Source organism: Nocardia sp. Tas62D01 (genome assembly GCF_055232035.1).
This window is the reverse complement of the sequence record NZ_JBUYUZ010000001.1, coordinates 7,570,176-7,586,534: the sequence shown is the minus strand read 5'-3', so window position 1 is coordinate 7,586,534 and position 16,359 is coordinate 7,570,176. Positions and strand designations below refer to the sequence as shown.

Sequence of the window (16,359 nt, the reverse complement as noted above, 5' to 3'; positions counted from 1 at the left end):
AAGAACTCGAGTTCTCTTTTTCTACCTCGCGAAGTGAATCCTCTGCTACCCAGTTCCACACCGAATCCGACGTTCATCCGGCTCTGTCAAAAAATTCTATCTGAGTAATTTTCGACAAATATCCTAAAAAGGCAGAGTTTCGTATCTGCGGCAAAACGATTCTCCCGATAATTCACGGCATTCAGCAAGAACCGGACCGGCTGGTGGGGAGTTCTGATTCCCGGAAAGGGCGGCATCGGCGCGGGACGGTCCTCTGGGAACTCCGATCGGGCAGACCGGCTCACGCTCGGCTCATCGACGCGGTCGGCGATCAACTCCGCACGTGCATAGCCGAACCACATCCCAGCCTAGGAATTAGCCGACTTATTGACGGCACTGCGGCCCGGCCGGGAGAACATCCGCCCGAGAAAATGATGGATCCCGATCGCTCCTTCGACGACTTCCGAGTCCACGCCGATCTCGGCAAACCACATCGTCGCGTGATCATCGAACGAATCCGAACCTTCCAGCCATCGGTCCGATGACCTGACCATTGCTCCCTTCTGGGGCGAATTCATCGATAATCCGCAGGTTCGGGTTGGTGCGACACCCGATATCAGGCCCTATGACAAGCCCCCATCAGAGCACTTGACTGCGGCCACGGAGATATGGGCCGATACCGATGACAATAACGACGTCCGATGTCCAGGCGGTCATGGCGATTCTCCTTCGGGTAGACAGGGTCAGCGGCCGATGAGCCGCATCTGTGCTTCTTCGTGGTGTTCTCCCGCTGCCGGGGTAAGGTGGTTGAGCTTGCTGATCTGTTCGGCGGTCAGTTCGATGCCGTCGGCGGCTGTGTTCTCCTCGACGCGGGAGACCCGTTTGGTGCCGGGGATCGGGGCGATGTCGTCGCCTTGCGCCAGCAACCAGGCCAGCGCTACCTGCGCTGGGGTGGCGCCGACCTCGGCGGCGATGGCCTCGACCTCGTCGGCGATGCGCAGGTTGTGTTGGAAGTTCTCGCCGGTGAAGCGGGGGTTGGTCTTACGCCAGTCGCCGTCGGCGAGCTGGTCGGTCGAGCGGATCTGCCCGGTGAGGAAGCCGTGGCCCAGCGGCGAGTAAGGCACGAACCCGATTTCCAGCTCACGCAGCAGCGGCAACACCGAGGCTTCGGGGTCACGGGTCCACAGCGAGTACTCCGACTGCACGGCGGTGACCGGGTGTACGGCGTAGGCGCGACGGATGGTGTCGACCCCGGCCTCGGACAGGCCGATGTAGCGGACCTTGCCCTCGGCCACCAGCTCGGCCAGCGCGCCGACGGTGTCCTCGATCGGGGTGTTCGGGTCGACGCGATGCTGGTAGTACAGGTCGATGTGGTCGGTGCCGAGCCGCTGCAGCGAGCCCTCGACGGCGATGCGGATGTTCGCCGGGCTGCTGTCGAGGTTGCCGGGGCCACCGCCGGTGTGCGAGATCATCCCGAACTTGGTCGCCAGGACGACCTCGTCGCGGCGGTCCTTGATCGCTCGGCCGACGAGTTCCTCGTTGGTGTAGGGACCGTAGACCTCAGCGGTGTCGAGGAGGGTGACGCCCAGAAGGAGGGCACGGTGGATGGCGCGGATGGACTCGTCGTCGTCGCTGCCCGCTCCGGTGTAGCCGAAGGACATGCCCATGGCTCCCAGACCGATACGGGAAACATCCAGATCGCCCAACTTGATGTGCTTCATAGTGGAAGGCTCCAGTCCTCGATGTGTTCACGGTTCGTGCTCTGATCTCGGCATTGCCTCTCGGGCATCGCGTTCGGTCGCAGTGTCCCTGGCCCGCCCAATGTCGTGTTTTGCCGACTACCACGCAATCAGCGGCGCCGTGATGTAGTCGTCGGTGTCGAGTTCGCTGGCACCCGGCTGAAGCTAGCGCGGGATTCAGGCGGGCGGGGCCAGTTCAATGTAGGCGAAGTCGAGCATGCCGACTTGGGCCATGGGCAGCGACTGCATCACGGCTTCGGCCGAGTCAAGATCTCCGGTGTCGAGGATGAGGTAGGCACCGGTTCCGTCGGCTGGTCGCGTCACCGTCCCCACGGCGGTCCTGCCCGGGCCCGGTCTGCGCACCGAAACGAAGCGGTTCACCATGTCGATCCCCTCTTCATCGTCATCGCAGAAAGCCGGTGAGAGCCTTCTCGCGGCAACACAGCGGCCGGGTCTCACGCCCTCGGCACTATCGGGCACTGCCGATGAAACCGCAGGTAGCACGCGTATGGGAGGACCAGTTGATACATGTACTGACAGAACACCCCACTGTCTTCGGAGTGACCTCAGCCTCGAGCTTATGGACAACCGGACTGAGATCCGAGAGTTCCCCGCCCCCGATTGATGCGGAAGCGATCGGAGCCGCGCGAATTTTGTTGTCGCAGTTGGGCATCGCTCCCGCCGATCTGCTCACTGCCGCGCCGCTGGTTCCGACATTCGGCGAGGTCGTCTCGAAAGTGCGGACCACACTTGGTGCAGGCACACTGCGCACCTACGTGCATCCACCTCAACCGACTGGAAAAACACCTGGCGTAATTACCGGCCTCGATGCGGTGTCCAAGGCCGACCTCGACGAGATGGCGCGCACCGTAGGCGACAAGCAGGCCGAACCGCGCTACCCGAGGTGGCACGACCGCGATAGAGCATTACCCCGAAAGCACTATCGCGCCCCAACCACAACGGTTCCACCCCACGCCACATCCCTGACGTACCAGTAGTCCAGAGAAACATCCTGATGGTCTCGCGAATGCGCGAAGAAGCCCGAGCGGGCTGACCCGCCGGGCAGGGCGGTGGCCACCGCCGTGTGGCACTGCGGACCAACGGTTGCCGCTGCCAGCCTCATCCTCGCAGGCAACTTCGCCTCCCCCATGCTCGCCGGCGCCCGCATCTTCACCCAATTGGCTTCGTGATCTCCGCCGGAATCAGTCGACGCGGCCGCACTCATGTCCGCCTTGAACCCTTCCGCGTGACTATTTCCCTTATAGTGCGGATTGCGGTCGAGTTCGGCGCCAGATGAGGCAACCCGGATCTATAGCGACACTTCCGACGGGTTCCGATGCCTGACCAGATCCCAGATCATCGAGATGTGCAACATTCCGTGGATGGAGTAGAAGCGTGACGATCAGCAGGCGTGGTTTCTTTGCCCGCGGTGCCGCGGCTGCAACGGCTGCTACCGCGATGTCGGGCGCGACCGGAGTCGGCAAAGCCCGCGCCGATGTCGACCCCGACAGGCCCAACATCCTCGTGGTGCTGGTGGACGAAATGCGTGCGCCGATGTGGTTCCCCGACCAGGAAGCGTTGGACGGGATACTGCCGAATATCGCTCGAATCCGCCGAGGCGCTGTGTCATTCGAGCAGCACTACACCGCGGCCAACGACTGCACACCGTCGCGCGGGGTCCTGCTGACCGGCTTGTACTCTCATCAGACCGGTTGCATGATGACCTCGCAGTCGACATTGTCGCCGTTGTTCCCCACCTGGGGCTCGATGATCCGCGAACACGGATATGAGTCGGTGTGGTGGGGGAAATGGCATCTCGGCCATGACCCGGACACGATTCCGGGGTCGCTGGCAAATTACGGATTCGCGGGCGGCACCTATCCGTCGCCCAACGGGGCGCCCGGACAGGGCGTGCAGGTGGACCCGACCATCGTCGACCAATTCATCGGATGGCTCGACGCGGAAGCAGGTCAAGCGCCGTGGTGCTGCACGGTGTCGTTGGTCAACCCGCACGACATCCAGTGGTGGCCCCGATGGACCCGACGCCTCCAAGCGCAACTCGACCTTCCACGCTGGATGAACGACCTGCCCGCGAACTACGAAACCCTCGAGCAGCTGGCTCAGAAGCCACGCCTGCAGTTGGCGTTGGTGGAAGCCTCGGCGGCCGCGTTCGGGTTGGCACCCTACGGAACTCCCGGTGCCGAGCAACAGTGGATCGACATGCGCAACCTCTACCTGTGGCTGCAACAGCAGGTCGACATCCAGATCGGCCGGATGCTCGACGAGCTGTACCAGCGCCCGGATGTCGCCGCCAACACCGTCATCGTCTTCACCTCCGACCACGGGGACTACGCCGGCTCGCATGGGTTGCACGGTAAGGGTGGCGCGGCCTACGACGAGGCGATCAGGGTGCCGCTGTATGTTCACGATCCCCGCGGTCTGCTGAGCCCCACTTCTTCGACCAGTACCCGTGGACAGCTCACTTCCAGCGCCGATATCACCCCACTGCTGCTGACGATCGCCTCTGGCGGGAGCGCATGGCGCGGGGACGCAAGGTACGCACACCTCGCCGATCGCCTCGACATCGCCGCCCTGTGCCGCGACACGGGCAAACCCGGGCGGCCCTGGGTCGTCCACGCCACCGACGAACCCACCATCGAAGAGGCAGCCGTGCTCTTCAACCAGAATGCGCCCGCACATGTCGCAGCGGTGCGCACCGCCGACGCGAAATACGTGTCCTATTCACACTTCTTCAAAGGACGAATCGAAATAGACCCGGCTCAGCAACAAGAATACGAGCTCTACGACTACGCAGCGGTGGGCGGACAACTCGAACTCGACAACCAAGCCGCAGGCAACGGCGAACTGCGCGCCCAGATGGAACCGCTACTGCAACAAGCCATTGCCGAACTGAACCAGCCGCTCCCACCCTACCTGCGCCAAGCACAGGAACAAGGCTGGGCAGATTACCTGTCACAGGAAGGCAATATCCTCGCAATAGCACAGCACGCGTTCGGCGAACTGCAAAACGCACTGCCCAAATAGTCCCGAGTGGTCCGCGAAGGCGTCGTCCAAGATTGCCTGGATCTCGGATGGCTGGCCCACGGCGAAGACCCGAGCGCGTTCTCCCCAATACCCCTCGGGGGAGGACACTTCCACGAGCACGGCGACATTGTGGTCACGAGCAAGGCGATATTGTGGTCCCGCCGAATCGGATCGTTTCCGGCGTACCCCACATTCCTCAGGTCGGCATCGACGGATCCGCACCCAGGGAGGATGCAGAGATCAATGCGGTCCAAATCGTAAGCAATCGCTGGCACCTCCTTCCCGACTTGACGAAGGCACTTCCCGACCCGCAACGCGTCCATCCTTTGCCGACCGGGCGGCCTGCGCCGGTGTTGGGTGGTGCTGGGTAGTCGGTCAGGGGATCGAGGGTGATGTCGCGGTCCAGGGCGGAGAACAGGTTCAGCGGCGCCGCGCGGTGTTATCAACGACAGCCCGCGGTTGAGGCTCAACGCTGCGCTGGGACAGGATGATTCGTTCCCGATTGCGGGTGACTGCCTTCAGTTCGGCGGGGACCGCGCAGGGTTTCGGCTCCCCGCTACCTGGCGTCGCGATCGAGTCTGAACCCTGCGAAACCGCGGATCGAGCGCGCCATCTGCGGCGTGCCGTCCAACATCAGCACTAGCGCGGGGCGGCACACTGTCGTGGTGCGCCCTGGCCGGCGATGCCGGCTCAGGATCGGCGTCGTTGTCACTTCATAGCAGTCCGAGCAGTTGCAGGTTGGTGATGTACTTGACGATGATCGGCGCCGCGACGTGCGGGATGTCTTTGTCCGGGCCGATTTTCCCTTCCTGCACCGCGGCACGGAACCGCTCCGTCGGCGCGATGGACCCGCGGATCGGTTTTTCGGGTCGTTGGTAGTTGTGCAACAGGGGCAGTAGCGAGTGCTGGCGCTGGTGTTCAGGCAAAGCACGCATGGTCGTCTCGAACCGCTGCAACCAGGCGTCGTAGTCGGGGATGCGTTGGATCGAGTAACCGGCTTCGATCAGCCAGTCGACGTATTCGTCGAGTCCGATGCCGTCGTCGTAGGGGTTCATGACGTGATAGGTCTCGAACCCGTCCACCAGCTGTTGGCCGAGGGTGGCGATCGCTTCGGCGATGAAATCGACGGGCAGCCCATCGTAGTGCGCCCGTTGCCTGTTGCCGTCCGGGTCGGTCTGGTAGAACGAGCCGGGCGCGATGCCGGTGGCGACGAGGCTCAGCATCAGCCGGGTGAACATGTCGGGCACGTTGAGCTGACCTACGTACGTGGTGTCCACGAGGATCATGTCGCAGCGGAAGACCTCGACCGGCAGACCGCACAGATCGTGGGCCTCCCGGAGTAGGACTTCGCCCGCCCACTTGCTGTTGCCGTAGCCGTTGGCATAGTTGTTGTTGATCGCGCGTGTCGGGCTGATGGTCCGGATGTCGGCGTCCTCGGTGAAAGCCGACGGTTCGATCTGGTCGCCCACGCCGATGGTCGATAGATAGGTGACCGGCTTCAGTTTCGTGGTGAGCGCGATGCGGATCAGCTCGGCGGTGCCCAGCGCGTTGGGGCCGAAGAGCTGGCTGTAGGGCAGGACGTGGTTGACCAGCGCTGCGGGATCGACGATCAGATCGACAGTGTCGGCCAACCGGTGCCACGTCTGTTGATCCAGGCCGAGATTCGGTTCGCCCTTGTCGCCGGCGATGACCTCGAGATGATCGGCGGCCAGTTCCCGGTAGTGCCGCAGCAGATCCGGATCGCCGCTGTCGAAGGTCTTGTCCAGGCGTTCACGGGCCGCCGTGTCGTCCTTGGCCCGCACCAAGCAAATCAGCTTGCCGCCGACGAAGGACAACCGTTCGAGCCATTCCAGCGCCAGGTAACGCCCCAGGAATCCGGTCGCGCCGGTCAACAGCACGGTCCGCACCTCGCCGCGCGGGCGTGGCAGCGTAGAGGCGGCGGCCAGCGTCTTGGCGTCGATGAATTTGTCCAGGGTGAGGTCACGGGCGTGGACCTCGGTGGCATCGCGGCCGTGCACCGTCGCGAAGGTGGGCCGTTTCAGGCCGCCCCCCCGCTCTGCCTCGATGTAGTCGGCGAGGACGTGCAGGTCGGTGGCCGGGCTGACGATGACGCCCACCGGGACGTCGATGTCGAAGATCTCGCGCAGCAGGTTGGCGAACGTCAACGCGGACAAGGAGTCTCCACCTAGGTCGGTGAAGTGCGCGTCGGGCCGCAGATCAGCGGTCGAAGCGCCCAGCAGTGCGCCTGCGGTCCGGCTGACGGTCTCCAGCACCGGCCGGTCCGCGCCGCTCTGGCGCAGCGCGCGCAACTCGTTGGCCTGACCTTCGGCCAGCTCGGTGTAGAGCTGTTCCAGACGCTCGCTGTAGTGCTCCTTGAGCTTTGGTCGCGCCAGTTTGCGGATGCCGGTGAGCAGGCCGTTCTCGAGCGTGAACGGCGTTGTCTCGACGATGAGGCCGCGTGGGATCTCATAGGACTGCAATCCGGCTGTTCTAGCGACGTCCTTCAGCGAGTCGCTGATGAGCGGCTGCAGCGACTCGATATCGCCGCCGGTGCGGAACAACGCGTCCTCGGTGGGTACGACGACCGCCAACAGGTAGGCGCGAGCGCTGTTGCCGTAGACGTAGATCTGCCGGACCAGCGGGCTGTCACCGAACACCGCCTCCAACTTCGAGACCGTGACGAACTCGCCCTGCGACAGCTTCAGCACGTTGTTGCGGCGGTCGAGGTACACGAGCTGATCGGGACCGACCTCGGCAACGATGTCTCCGGTCCGGTAGTAGCCGTCCGCGTCGAACACCTCGGCGGTGACCTCCGGTCGTTTGTAGTAGCCGGGGAACAAGTCGTCCGACATGACGAGGAGTTCGCCTCTGGGGTGTGGCTGGTCGGTGTGGAAGTAGCCCAGATCGGGGACATCGGCCAGCTTGTAGTCGATCACCGGTGGGCGTCGCACCCGGCCGTCGACGAAAATGGCCCCACCCTCGGTCGAGCCGTAGCCGTCCACTAGATGCAGGTCCAGGTAGGACTCTACGAACGCCCTCATCTCGGCCGACATCGGCGCGGATGCTGTCATCGCCGAGACGAACCGTCCGCCGAGAAGGTTCTGCTGCTGCTGCGCCATCACCTCCGCCTCGAGTGCCGCTCGGTCGGCGCCGGGGGAAGACCGCCGGTCCAGTTCGCTCTGGAACTCCTGGAACAGCATGTCCCAGATCCGCGGCACGAAGCCCAACTGGGTGGGCCGCACCAGCGCGAGGTCTTCCAACAGTGTCGAGAGATCGCTCTTGGCTGCGAAATAGGCCGTGCCGCCGTTGCCGAGCGTCCCGTACAGGATCATCCGGCCCATCATGTGGCTCATCGGCATGAAGCTGAGCGTGATCGACGGCTCAGCGCTCTGCTGGCCCCACGCCGCTCTGGTTGACCTGCGCCAGAAGTTGGCGACCAGCCGCTGGGGGTACATGGCGCCCTTAGGCGCGCCGGTGCTGCCGGAGGTGTAGATCAGCAGCGTCAACAGGTCGTCATCGTCGTCGGGATCGAACAACGGCGTGGCGGGCAGCGCCTTTCCGCGTTCGAGCACGTCTGCCAATCTTTCGAGGACCATCGGGCTGCCCGCTTCCGTCAACCGCGCCCGAGCGGCTTCGAACGCCTCGCTGTGGTCGTCGACCTCCGGGTGGTAGTCGAACACGACCAGCCGCGTGGGCGCGTGACCGGTCAGCACCAGTTCTACGGCGTCGGCGAGATAGTCGACGCTCGCAGCGATCACGCGCGGCTCGGTCTCCGCGACGATAGGCTGGAGTTGGGTGACCGGTGCGCTGGTCTGCAGCGGAACGGACACCGCGCCCACCTGGATCAGCGCCACGTCGACGGTCGTGTAATCGACGCTGGTGAAGCCCAGGACGCCAACGCGGTCGCCGGGCCGCACCGGATGCTCCGGGTCGTCGGTCAAGGCGCTCGCGATCGCGCCGGCGCGGTCCCGCAGCTCGCGGTAAGTGACGGTCTCGAACCGGGGCAACAGCTCCAGGGATGTGCGGCCCGTCTCCGCGCCGGTGACGAATCGGACGGCGCGCTGCCCGAGCGCGGGCCGATCCGCATAGCCCTCCATCACTGTTCGAAGGAGCTGCGGCAGTCGCAGCCCAGGTTCCTCGATCGCCGCGGTAACCGCCTCGCTGGGCCGGGCGCCGGCGAACTGCTGATCTGTGGCGTACAAATCGGCGATGCGGCGCTCGAGCCGCTCTTCACGTATATCAGTAGACATAAGCGGTCCCTATGTATCACTGCGGAAAGCTATCGGCGCCACGGCGTGGTGGCCTTTCTTTCAAATATCGCGTTCCAGCGAACCGATCTCATTACCGCTAACACCCATTAGCACTGGGTGCCAGCTGAGATCTTTGGCTACCGGATAGCGCGATGATTCAATTGCGCCTTCAAGGCACAGAGAAGCCCCCGACTTCTTAAGATCTGCGATCCGGGTGCCCTTATAGTCGCGAGGCCGCCATCAGCTGTTCAGTGGTGCCCGTGGAAACCGACTCGGCGAGCATTCCCGCGTCGCGGGCCGCAAGCGCCCACCGCTCGGCCTGCACGGTGCGAGGCGGCAGTGGGCGGGCCTGAACAGAACAGTCCCCGGTACTCTCATCTCGATCCGTGAGTCTCAGTCGTCGCTGCGGCTTCGGTATCGGGCTGATGTGCCGGGGGCTTAGCCAGAGCCTCAACAAGTGCCACACAAGTCGTTGAACGTCTCCAACAGCCTGGTAACTCTGCTTGGTGTTCTGGTGTATGTATAAGCCTCCTCCTTATCCGCCCGACGTCAAGAGATTTGTCCCGAATTCTCCAAGATTTTTTCGCCCCGGTTCGGCCTCGGTCGAAGCGGGCTCGCTGCTTTGATCCGCGTCTTCGGCCTCGGCGCGGTTGCTGCCGCCGAAGGGAGCGCAACCACGAAGGTGAAGGCCGCGCTACCGAAGCCGCAGCGATCCCGCGACCAGGACATGCTGCGCCGACCCCACCGTGTTCCTCGCGATGCCGGGACGGTGGTGGCCGCGCGCGGTCACGCCGCTTGGGGCACGTCGGCGGATGCGGCATCCGCCAGGAATGACGAGGGACCCGCTGTGCTCGGGCGCGGCAACCTGTCGGCGAGCTGATCATCGCGTAAGGCGCGCAGGATCGTCGCGACGAGCCATACCCGTTATAGCGTCAGAATGCGTCAACGACCCGTTCCGTGTTCGAGACGCGTAGGCCTTTGCCCCTCACGTTCCCAACGGAGCCCGGAAGCGTTCGACGTAGTCCGGCCAATTCCACGTGGACAAGAAGTGCTGGGCTGCCACATATCCCTTCTGGTAGAGCGCTTCGATCTCGTGTGCCAGTTCAGCGGTTTCGTGGTGGGACACGATCCAGGACGGGGTGTAGCGGGAGTAGATGTCGATGAGCACATACAGGTGGAACCAGACCCCCTTGGCAGGCCCGCGCAGTTTGGAGATGTCCCAGGTCCGCACCTGTGACGGACCGTCGGCGAGGAGTTCGGGTTTCACCTTCGCCGGGTGGGTCGCCTATCGTCGCCGTTCCCGGTTCTGACCGGCGGCCGCGGCGATGCGATACATGCTCGACATCGAGCACCAATAGTTGCCTTCATCGAGTTCGCGGGCCCAGATCTGGCATATCGCCAGGTCGGCGTAGGGCGGTGAGTTGATCACCGCGAGCACATGAGCACGTTCGATGGTGGTGAGCGCTTGACCGTTGCCCGGAACCGTCCTGGGCTTGCTGGGGCCCTGCACGGGCGGTTTCAGGTGCCGGTAGTGGATCGCTCGTGATCGGCCGATCAGCGTGCAGGCCCGGCGGATGGGTACCTCGACGGCCCGCAGGTCGTCGTAGGCGTCGGTCATGGCTTCGTCGGTCGCGGCGGTGTGCCCGTGCTCTCGAAGATGGACTCCAAAAGCACATGCAGTTTCCGATGATATCGAGCGCGGCCTCCGTCTGCCTCAATTGCTTTGCCAGACGGGCATTCTCACGCGTCAAACGTTCGTTCTCCCGGGCCGCGGCGGCGCTCTCGGCCTGGAGGTGACCGCGTCGCCGGATCCGCGGGGACTGCGCTTTGCGACACCGCCGGCCTGCTTCGCGGCCCGGGCCTGGGTCCACTCGGCGATCTGGGATTGGTAGAGGCCCTCGCGGCGCAGGACCACCGACTTCTCCCCGTGCGAGGCGTCGCGGTCTCGTCGATGATCTTGTCGCGGTACTGCGCGGTGAAAGACGGCCGCGGCGGCTTCGGGGCCGGATCGACCGGCTCACCACCACGGGATACGAGTTTCGGGCTACTCACGCGATTGCTGCTCAAAAGTTCAACTGAAACAATATCGAGATACGCGTCGTAACCGCGATATGGCACCCAATCACGGCACGATAGGGCACGGGCCGCAAACGAGGAGTTCGCCATGGACACAGAGTCCAGAGTAAGTCCGTCGCTCGACGCGGGGCGCGGTCACGAAGCAGTGCGGCCTGCCGTCGTGGTCGGCGCCCTCGGCGTCGTCTTCGGCGATATTGGGACCAGTCCGATCTACACCACCCAGACCGTGTTCAACCCGGGCGACCCGCACCCTGTGCCGATCGGCCGGGACAACGTGTTCGGCGTCGTATCGCTCATCTTCTGGTCCGTGATGATCATCGTGACGGTGACCTACGTCTTGCTGGTGATGCGCGCCGACAACGATGGCGAGGGCGGGATCATGGCGCTGATCACGCTGCTGCGGCGCCTCGGTGGGGCACGGAGTAGCCGGGTCGCTGCGGTGCTGGCGGGTCTCGGCATCTTCGGGGCTGCACTGTTTTTCGGCGACAGCATGATCACTCCGGCGATTTCCGTGCTGTCCGCGGTGGAAGGGCTGAAAATCATCGAACCGGGGTTGGCAGATCTGATCGTGCCGATCACGGCGGTGATCATCGTTGGGCTTTTCGCGGTTCAGCGCCGCGGCACGGCGGCGGTCGGTCGGCTGTTCGGGCCCGTGATGATCGTCTGGTTCGTGTCGATCGGTGCCTGTGGCGTGGCCGGTATTGCCCGGCATCCGGAAATCCTCGCGGCGCTGTCGCCGACCTATGCGCTGAGCTTCATGTTCGGGCACTTCGGCACGGCCTTCTTCGCGTTGGCCGCGATCGTGCTCGCGGTCACCGGTGCGGAGGCGCTGTACGCCGATATGGGCCATTTCGGCAGGCGGGCGATCACCCGCGGCTGGCTGCTGCTGGTGCTGCCCGCGTGTGTACTGAGTTACCTCGGCCAGGGTGCGCTGCTTCTCGGTGACGAGAGTGCTGTGGGCAGCCCATTCTTTCTGCTGGCCCCTGGTTGGGCGCGGTTGCCGATAGTGCTTCTGGCGACCGCTGCCACGGTGATCGCCTCGCAGGCGGTGATCACCGGCGCTTATTCGGTGGCCTCACAGGCGGCCCAGCTCGGCTACCTGCCGCGATTGCGGATAGCGCACACCTCGGAGTCGACCATCGGACAGATCTACGTGCCGTGGATCAACTGGACGCTGATGGTCTCGGTGCTCACTCTGGTGTTCGCCTTCCGCAGCTCAGCGGCGTTAGCGTACGCGTTCGGCATGGCGGTGACCGCGACGATCACCATCACGACGCTGCTGTTCTTCTACATCGCCCGCACCAAGTGGGGCACCCCGCTGTGGCTCGTCGTGCTCGGCGCCGGTCCACTGTTGGTAGTCGACGTGATGTTCCTGTCGGCGAACATGACCAAACTGGTGCACGGGGCGTGGCTGCCGCTGCTGATCGGGCTTACCGCGTTCACCGTGATGACCACCTGGCAGCGCGGTCGCGAAGTCGTCACTCGCGCGCGAGAGCAGGCAGAGGGGCCGCTGCGTGCGTTCGTAGACCATTTGCGGGACTACCGGCCGCCGCTGCTGCGGGTCCCCGGCACCGCAGTGTTTCTCAACCGCGGTAACCAGACCGCGCCACTGGCGATGCGGGCCAACGTGGAGCACAACCGCGTGCTACACGAACACGTGGTGATCATGTCGATCGACACGCTACCTGTGCCTCGCATACCGGACACGGAGCGAACGCGGATCGACGCGCTCGGCTACGCCGACGACGGAATCATCCACGTTACCGCGTACTACGGATACATGGAGACACCGAACATCCCGAACGTGCTGCGCCTGCTCGACCCCACGCAAACCGAAGGCCCGATCGCAATCGATGACGCCTCCTACTTCCTGTCGAAGATCGAGCTGAAGAAAGGTACGGCACCGACAATGGCACTATGGCGCAAGACCCTGTTCATCGCCACGTCCCACATCACCGCCGACGCCGCCGAGTACTTCGGCCTGCCGGGCGAGCGCACCGTGATCATGGGTTCGCGAATCGACGTGTAGGGCAAGTGGACCAACCTCCCTGGTCGCCCAGGCCCTCCGTTGAACAGGTCCGCGCGGCCGTCGCCGCACTGGCACCAGAGGAGGCGCGTCTCCCCCACCGTCGACTCCGGATTCGGGGCTACTTTTCAACAGCGCCGAGTCCGGTCTCTACGAAGTGGGGTCCGTAGCGTGCAGCACGGGCTCTCGACGTGGCGCTTCCTGTGCCGCCGCCGGTCACGGTCGCACCCCTGTTGTTCTTGTCCAGGCAAGCCTGGCCGCTACCTGTATCCGCTGGTTGAACACTGTGCGCACACAGAGTGACGGTCTCCGGGTATTCGCGAATGACATTGCCCGCATTTATGACCGGTTCTTGATCGTCTGCCGGGTGCCGGACTGTGCTGCCGCTTCGATGGTGTAGACGATCTCTGCGACGGAATTGCGTCTGATCTGAAAGTCGACGCATTGGCCAATGTCTCGGATGGGGATTCGGGAAGCCTATGACCGATGCTGTGGGCGCCTACCCGGGCAGTGCGTTAGCCGTCATTTGTGGTCTGGGTTCTCGCGGATATCCACGGGCCGCGTCAGCTGTCTGGGATAGTCCCGCGATTGCGCGCAGGGCGGAGATCATTCCTGCAACCGGGATGCCGGGATCGATCGACCGGAACAAACCCACCCCGACACCGAGCGCCAGCATGGCGACGGCGGCCTCGGCCGGCGGCACCCGGGTATCGAGATCATCCGCAGTCTCCAGCGCCGTGCTGATCACGCCGACGAGGGCGTTGAGCCGGGTCGCGAGCTCGTCGCGGAGCTGGTCGTTACGCCGCACCTGAACGCTGAACTCCAGTTCCAGCTGTGTCCAGTTCGGATCGTCGATGACCTGTTCGGCCCATTCCGCGATCCGTTGCAGGCGGCCGGCGGTCGTGGGCGCGGCGAGGATGTCGGCGACCTCGGCCACGCGTTCGCCGCGGATCTCGTCGAGCACGGCCAGACACAGGCCGTCTTTGGTGCGGAAGTTCGAATACACTGCCCCTTTGGTGAAACCTGCGGCCTCGGCGACCTTGTCGATGGTCGTCGCCTGATAGCCGTCCTCCAAAAACAGCCGCTTGGCGGTCGCGATCAACAAAGTGCGCGTCTGTGCCTGGCTCTGAGCTCGGCTCGGTCGGGCCAAATGCCCAAACCCTAGAAGCCGCCGATTCTCATCCTGGTTCGCAGACACGCCGATTCTCATCCTGATTCGCAGACAACTGACACCCTTACAGATACTCTCAGTATCCGATTGTAGATGCCATAGGTCTCCCGAAGCGCAGGAAGGATCGAATCGTGAGGAGCCGGATCCCAAGATGGGCCGCAGCTTTGACGGGAACCCTCATCGTGGTCGGAGGCGGGGCGATCGCCGCACCACACGCATGGACGCAGCCGGCCGCGGAGGCCGCCAATGATTTCTACATGCCGCCGGCGCCGCTACCGCAGGGAGGACCGGGCACAATCGTCCGCACCGAACCGTCGCAGCTGGCGCTCTCGGCCCCCGGACAGTCCGGAGCGATCCCGGCGAGGTCGACGCGCATCATGTACGTCAGCAGCGATACCCACGGCGCGCCGACCGCGACGGTGGGAACGTATCTGGAGCCGGACCTGCCGTGGACCGGCCCGGGAGAGCGCCCGCTGGTCGCCTACGCGGTCGGCACGATGGGACAAGGCGATCAGTGCGCGCCCTCGAAGCTGCTATCGCAGCTCGTCGAATACCGGCCTCCGCTCGACGTAATAGTCGAATACGATTTGCTGGCGCTCTATACGCTGGTGGCCCGCGGCATGGCGGTAGTGGTTACCGACTACCACGGCCTGGGCACGCCCGATATGCACGACTATCTCAACCGGACAGCGCAAGCCTACGCGGTACTGGACTCCGCGCGTGCCGCGCTGCGGTTGCCCGGCACCAGCCTCACCTCCCGCTCGCCGGTCATTCTGTACGGGTACTCCCAGGGCGGCATGGCCTCCGCAGGCGCGGCCGAACTGCAACCGAGCTACGCCCCCGATCTGGACGTGCGCGGCGCCTACATCGGCGGGCCGGTGGTGGACGACCAGTACTTCATCGGGTTCAACGACGGCCGAGCCGCCATGGCACCCGCCTTCGCCTGGATCCTCAACGGCATCGCCGCCGACTATCCCGACACCGGCCCGGTGCTCGATGCTGAACTCAACGAGACTGGCAAGGCGATCCTGCGCGACTCCGCGGACAAATGCGCCGTCCCGACCGGAATGGCCCAGCAATATCGGGACACGTCCCAATGGACGACCAGCGGAGAACCTCTCACCACTGTGATTGATCGGTCTCCAGCGTTGAAAACAGCATTCGACCGACAGCGTGTCGGCACTCTCACCCCGTCGGTGCCCGTACTCATCGCCTCGGCCACCAACGATGAGGGAGCGCCATTTCCGCCCATCCGCGACGTGGCCGCCCGTTGGTGCGGTAGTGGCGTGACTGTTCAGCTCGATCCAAACGCCGCGATTCCCACCGTCTCCGGAATCGCGGGCACCCACGTGTTGGCCTTTTTCCCGTCACTGGCGGCCTCGCAGCAGTGGATGACCGATCGGCTCGCGGACACGCCCGTCCCAACCAACTGCGCATCCCTGCCCTAGTTGCGGATGCACGGCCAATTCGGATACCGACAGTATCCCGGATATACGGCGTCCTGCCTTGTCTGTGCCGCGCATTATCGGCTCGTCGCACGTGAGTCGTGCTGTGATTTCTGTGTACGATGCCCGGCGCGGGTCGGTCCCAGGCCGAACCGCGCCGGCGGCCGACCTGGCCGAGCATGCCGAGGAGATCGCACAGCCCGCCATACGAAGCGAGCGAGCTTCACTGTGGGTTGGCACCACATAGGCTGTCGTGCGCCGTTTGTAGACAATGCGAGGGCGATCGAGGTTTGCCGGGTCCAGCCGCTGGGCGCCGACGGGGCAGGCTGTAGAGCGCGATGCCATCGCGAACATCTTCTCGGGCCCAGAAACTTCGGACAGTGGAAGGAACCCGTTACATGCCCGTTCGCCACCGAAAGTACGAACGCTCCGCGTACCACGCGTCCTTCGCGCAGCCCACTCCGAGACAAGGGCCCGCTACTCCAAATTCTCGACTACGCAGGTACTCCACCAGTCGTGCACCGAGGCGAGAAACCATCCGCCATGCCGATCCCCTAGGAACATCCGGGTCGACCGATCATCGGTAGACGAGAGCAGCAGGGACGGCGCCCGGTCAGGCGGTGGTTTT

General features: G+C 64.3%; 12 protein-coding genes. 5 read left to right on the top strand and 7 right to left on the bottom strand.

What is annotated here, in order from left to right:
* Nucleotides 1-347: 347 nt before the first annotated feature.
* The 3 genes from ACV7NQ_RS36375 to ACV7NQ_RS36365 form a co-directional block, all read right to left on the bottom strand.
* Entirely contained in the window at nucleotides 348-533 is a 186-nt protein-coding gene (locus ACV7NQ_RS36375) for a hypothetical protein (protein ID WP_463363696.1), read from the bottom strand.
* Between the two features lie 189 nt (nucleotides 534-722).
* Complete coding sequence (locus tag ACV7NQ_RS36370; RefSeq protein WP_463363695.1) at nucleotides 723-1,700, bottom strand: aldo/keto reductase; 978 nt, start codon at nucleotides 1,698-1,700, stop codon at nucleotides 723-725.
* 195 nt (nucleotides 1,701-1,895) lie between these two features.
* Nucleotides 1,896-2,042, bottom strand: coding sequence for a hypothetical protein (locus ACV7NQ_RS36365; RefSeq protein WP_463363694.1), 147 nt, complete (start codon nucleotides 2,040-2,042; stop codon nucleotides 1,896-1,898).
* 332 nt (nucleotides 2,043-2,374) lie between these two features.
* Between ACV7NQ_RS36365 and ACV7NQ_RS36360 the strand changes: the two genes are divergently transcribed.
* Together ACV7NQ_RS36360 and ACV7NQ_RS36355 are read left to right on the top strand one after the other, a co-directional pair.
* A complete protein-coding gene (locus ACV7NQ_RS36360) occupies nucleotides 2,375-2,716 on the top strand; it encodes a hypothetical protein (RefSeq protein ID WP_463363693.1) in 342 nt (113 codons plus the stop codon).
* A gap of 460 nt (nucleotides 2,717-3,176) precedes the next feature.
* Entirely contained in the window at nucleotides 3,177-4,763 is a 1,587-nt protein-coding gene (locus ACV7NQ_RS36355; RefSeq protein ID WP_463365956.1) for a sulfatase-like hydrolase/transferase, read from the top strand.
* A 713-nt stretch (nucleotides 4,764-5,476) separates the two neighbouring features.
* Here the strand turns inward: ACV7NQ_RS36355 and car are convergent.
* Nucleotides 5,477-9,013, bottom strand: a complete 3,537-nt coding sequence (gene car, locus ACV7NQ_RS36350; RefSeq protein WP_463363692.1) for a carboxylic acid reductase — start codon at nucleotides 9,011-9,013, stop codon at nucleotides 5,477-5,479.
* Nucleotides 9,014-9,635: 622 nt separating this feature from the next.
* Here car and ACV7NQ_RS36345 point away from each other — a divergent pair.
* Entirely contained in the window at nucleotides 9,636-9,893 is a 258-nt protein-coding gene (locus ACV7NQ_RS36345) for a hypothetical protein (protein ID WP_463363691.1), read from the top strand.
* Between the two features lie 105 nt (nucleotides 9,894-9,998).
* Here ACV7NQ_RS36345 and ACV7NQ_RS36340 read toward each other — a convergent pair whose 3' ends face one another.
* Together ACV7NQ_RS36340 and ACV7NQ_RS36335 are read right to left on the bottom strand one after the other, a co-directional pair.
* Entirely contained in the window at nucleotides 9,999-10,280 is a 282-nt protein-coding gene (locus ACV7NQ_RS36340) for a hypothetical protein (RefSeq protein ID WP_463363690.1), read from the bottom strand.
* 18 nt (nucleotides 10,281-10,298) lie between these two features.
* Nucleotides 10,299-10,631 (bottom strand): hypothetical protein, encoded by a 333-nt coding sequence (locus ACV7NQ_RS36335; protein WP_463363689.1) that lies wholly within the window; start codon nucleotides 10,629-10,631, stop codon nucleotides 10,299-10,301.
* Nucleotides 10,632-11,177: 546 nt separating this feature from the next.
* Between ACV7NQ_RS36335 and ACV7NQ_RS36330 the strand changes: the two genes are divergently transcribed.
* Nucleotides 11,178-13,118, top strand: a complete 1,941-nt coding sequence (locus tag ACV7NQ_RS36330) for a potassium transporter Kup (RefSeq protein ID WP_463363688.1) — start codon at nucleotides 11,178-11,180, stop codon at nucleotides 13,116-13,118.
* A 496-nt stretch (nucleotides 13,119-13,614) separates the two neighbouring features.
* Here the strand turns inward: ACV7NQ_RS36330 and ACV7NQ_RS36325 are convergent, their stop codons facing one another.
* A complete protein-coding gene (locus ACV7NQ_RS36325; protein ID WP_463363687.1) occupies nucleotides 13,615-14,220 on the bottom strand; it encodes a TetR/AcrR family transcriptional regulator in 606 nt (201 codons plus the stop codon).
* A gap of 197 nt (nucleotides 14,221-14,417) precedes the next feature.
* On the opposite strand from ACV7NQ_RS36325, the gene ACV7NQ_RS36320 reads away from it, so the two are divergent.
* The gene (locus tag ACV7NQ_RS36320) at nucleotides 14,418-15,734 is read left to right on the top strand and encodes a lipase family protein (RefSeq protein ID WP_463363686.1); all 1,317 of its coding nucleotides are present in this window, start codon (nucleotides 14,418-14,420) and stop codon (nucleotides 15,732-15,734) included.
* Nucleotides 15,735-16,359: the final 625 nt, after the last annotated feature.

Coding starts and splice junctions, on each gene's coding strand:
- ACV7NQ_RS36330 (WP_463363688.1), top strand. CDS start 11,178: ATGGACACAGAGTCCAGAGTAAGTCCGTCGCTCGACGCGGGGCGCGGT.
- ACV7NQ_RS36355 (WP_463365956.1), top strand. CDS start 3,177: ATGTCGGGCGCGACCGGAGTCGGCAAAGCCCGCGCCGATGTCGACCCC.
- car (WP_463363692.1), bottom strand. CDS start 9,013: ATGTCTACTGATATACGTGAAGAGCGGCTCGAGCGCCGCATCGCCGAT.
- ACV7NQ_RS36370 (WP_463363695.1), bottom strand. CDS start 1,700: ATGAAGCACATCAAGTTGGGCGATCTGGATGTTTCCCGTATCGGTCTG.
- ACV7NQ_RS36375 (WP_463363696.1), bottom strand. CDS start 533: ATGGTCAGGTCATCGGACCGATGGCTGGAAGGTTCGGATTCGTTCGAT.
- ACV7NQ_RS36335 (WP_463363689.1), bottom strand. CDS start 10,631: ATGACCGACGCCTACGACGACCTGCGGGCCGTCGAGGTACCCATCCGC.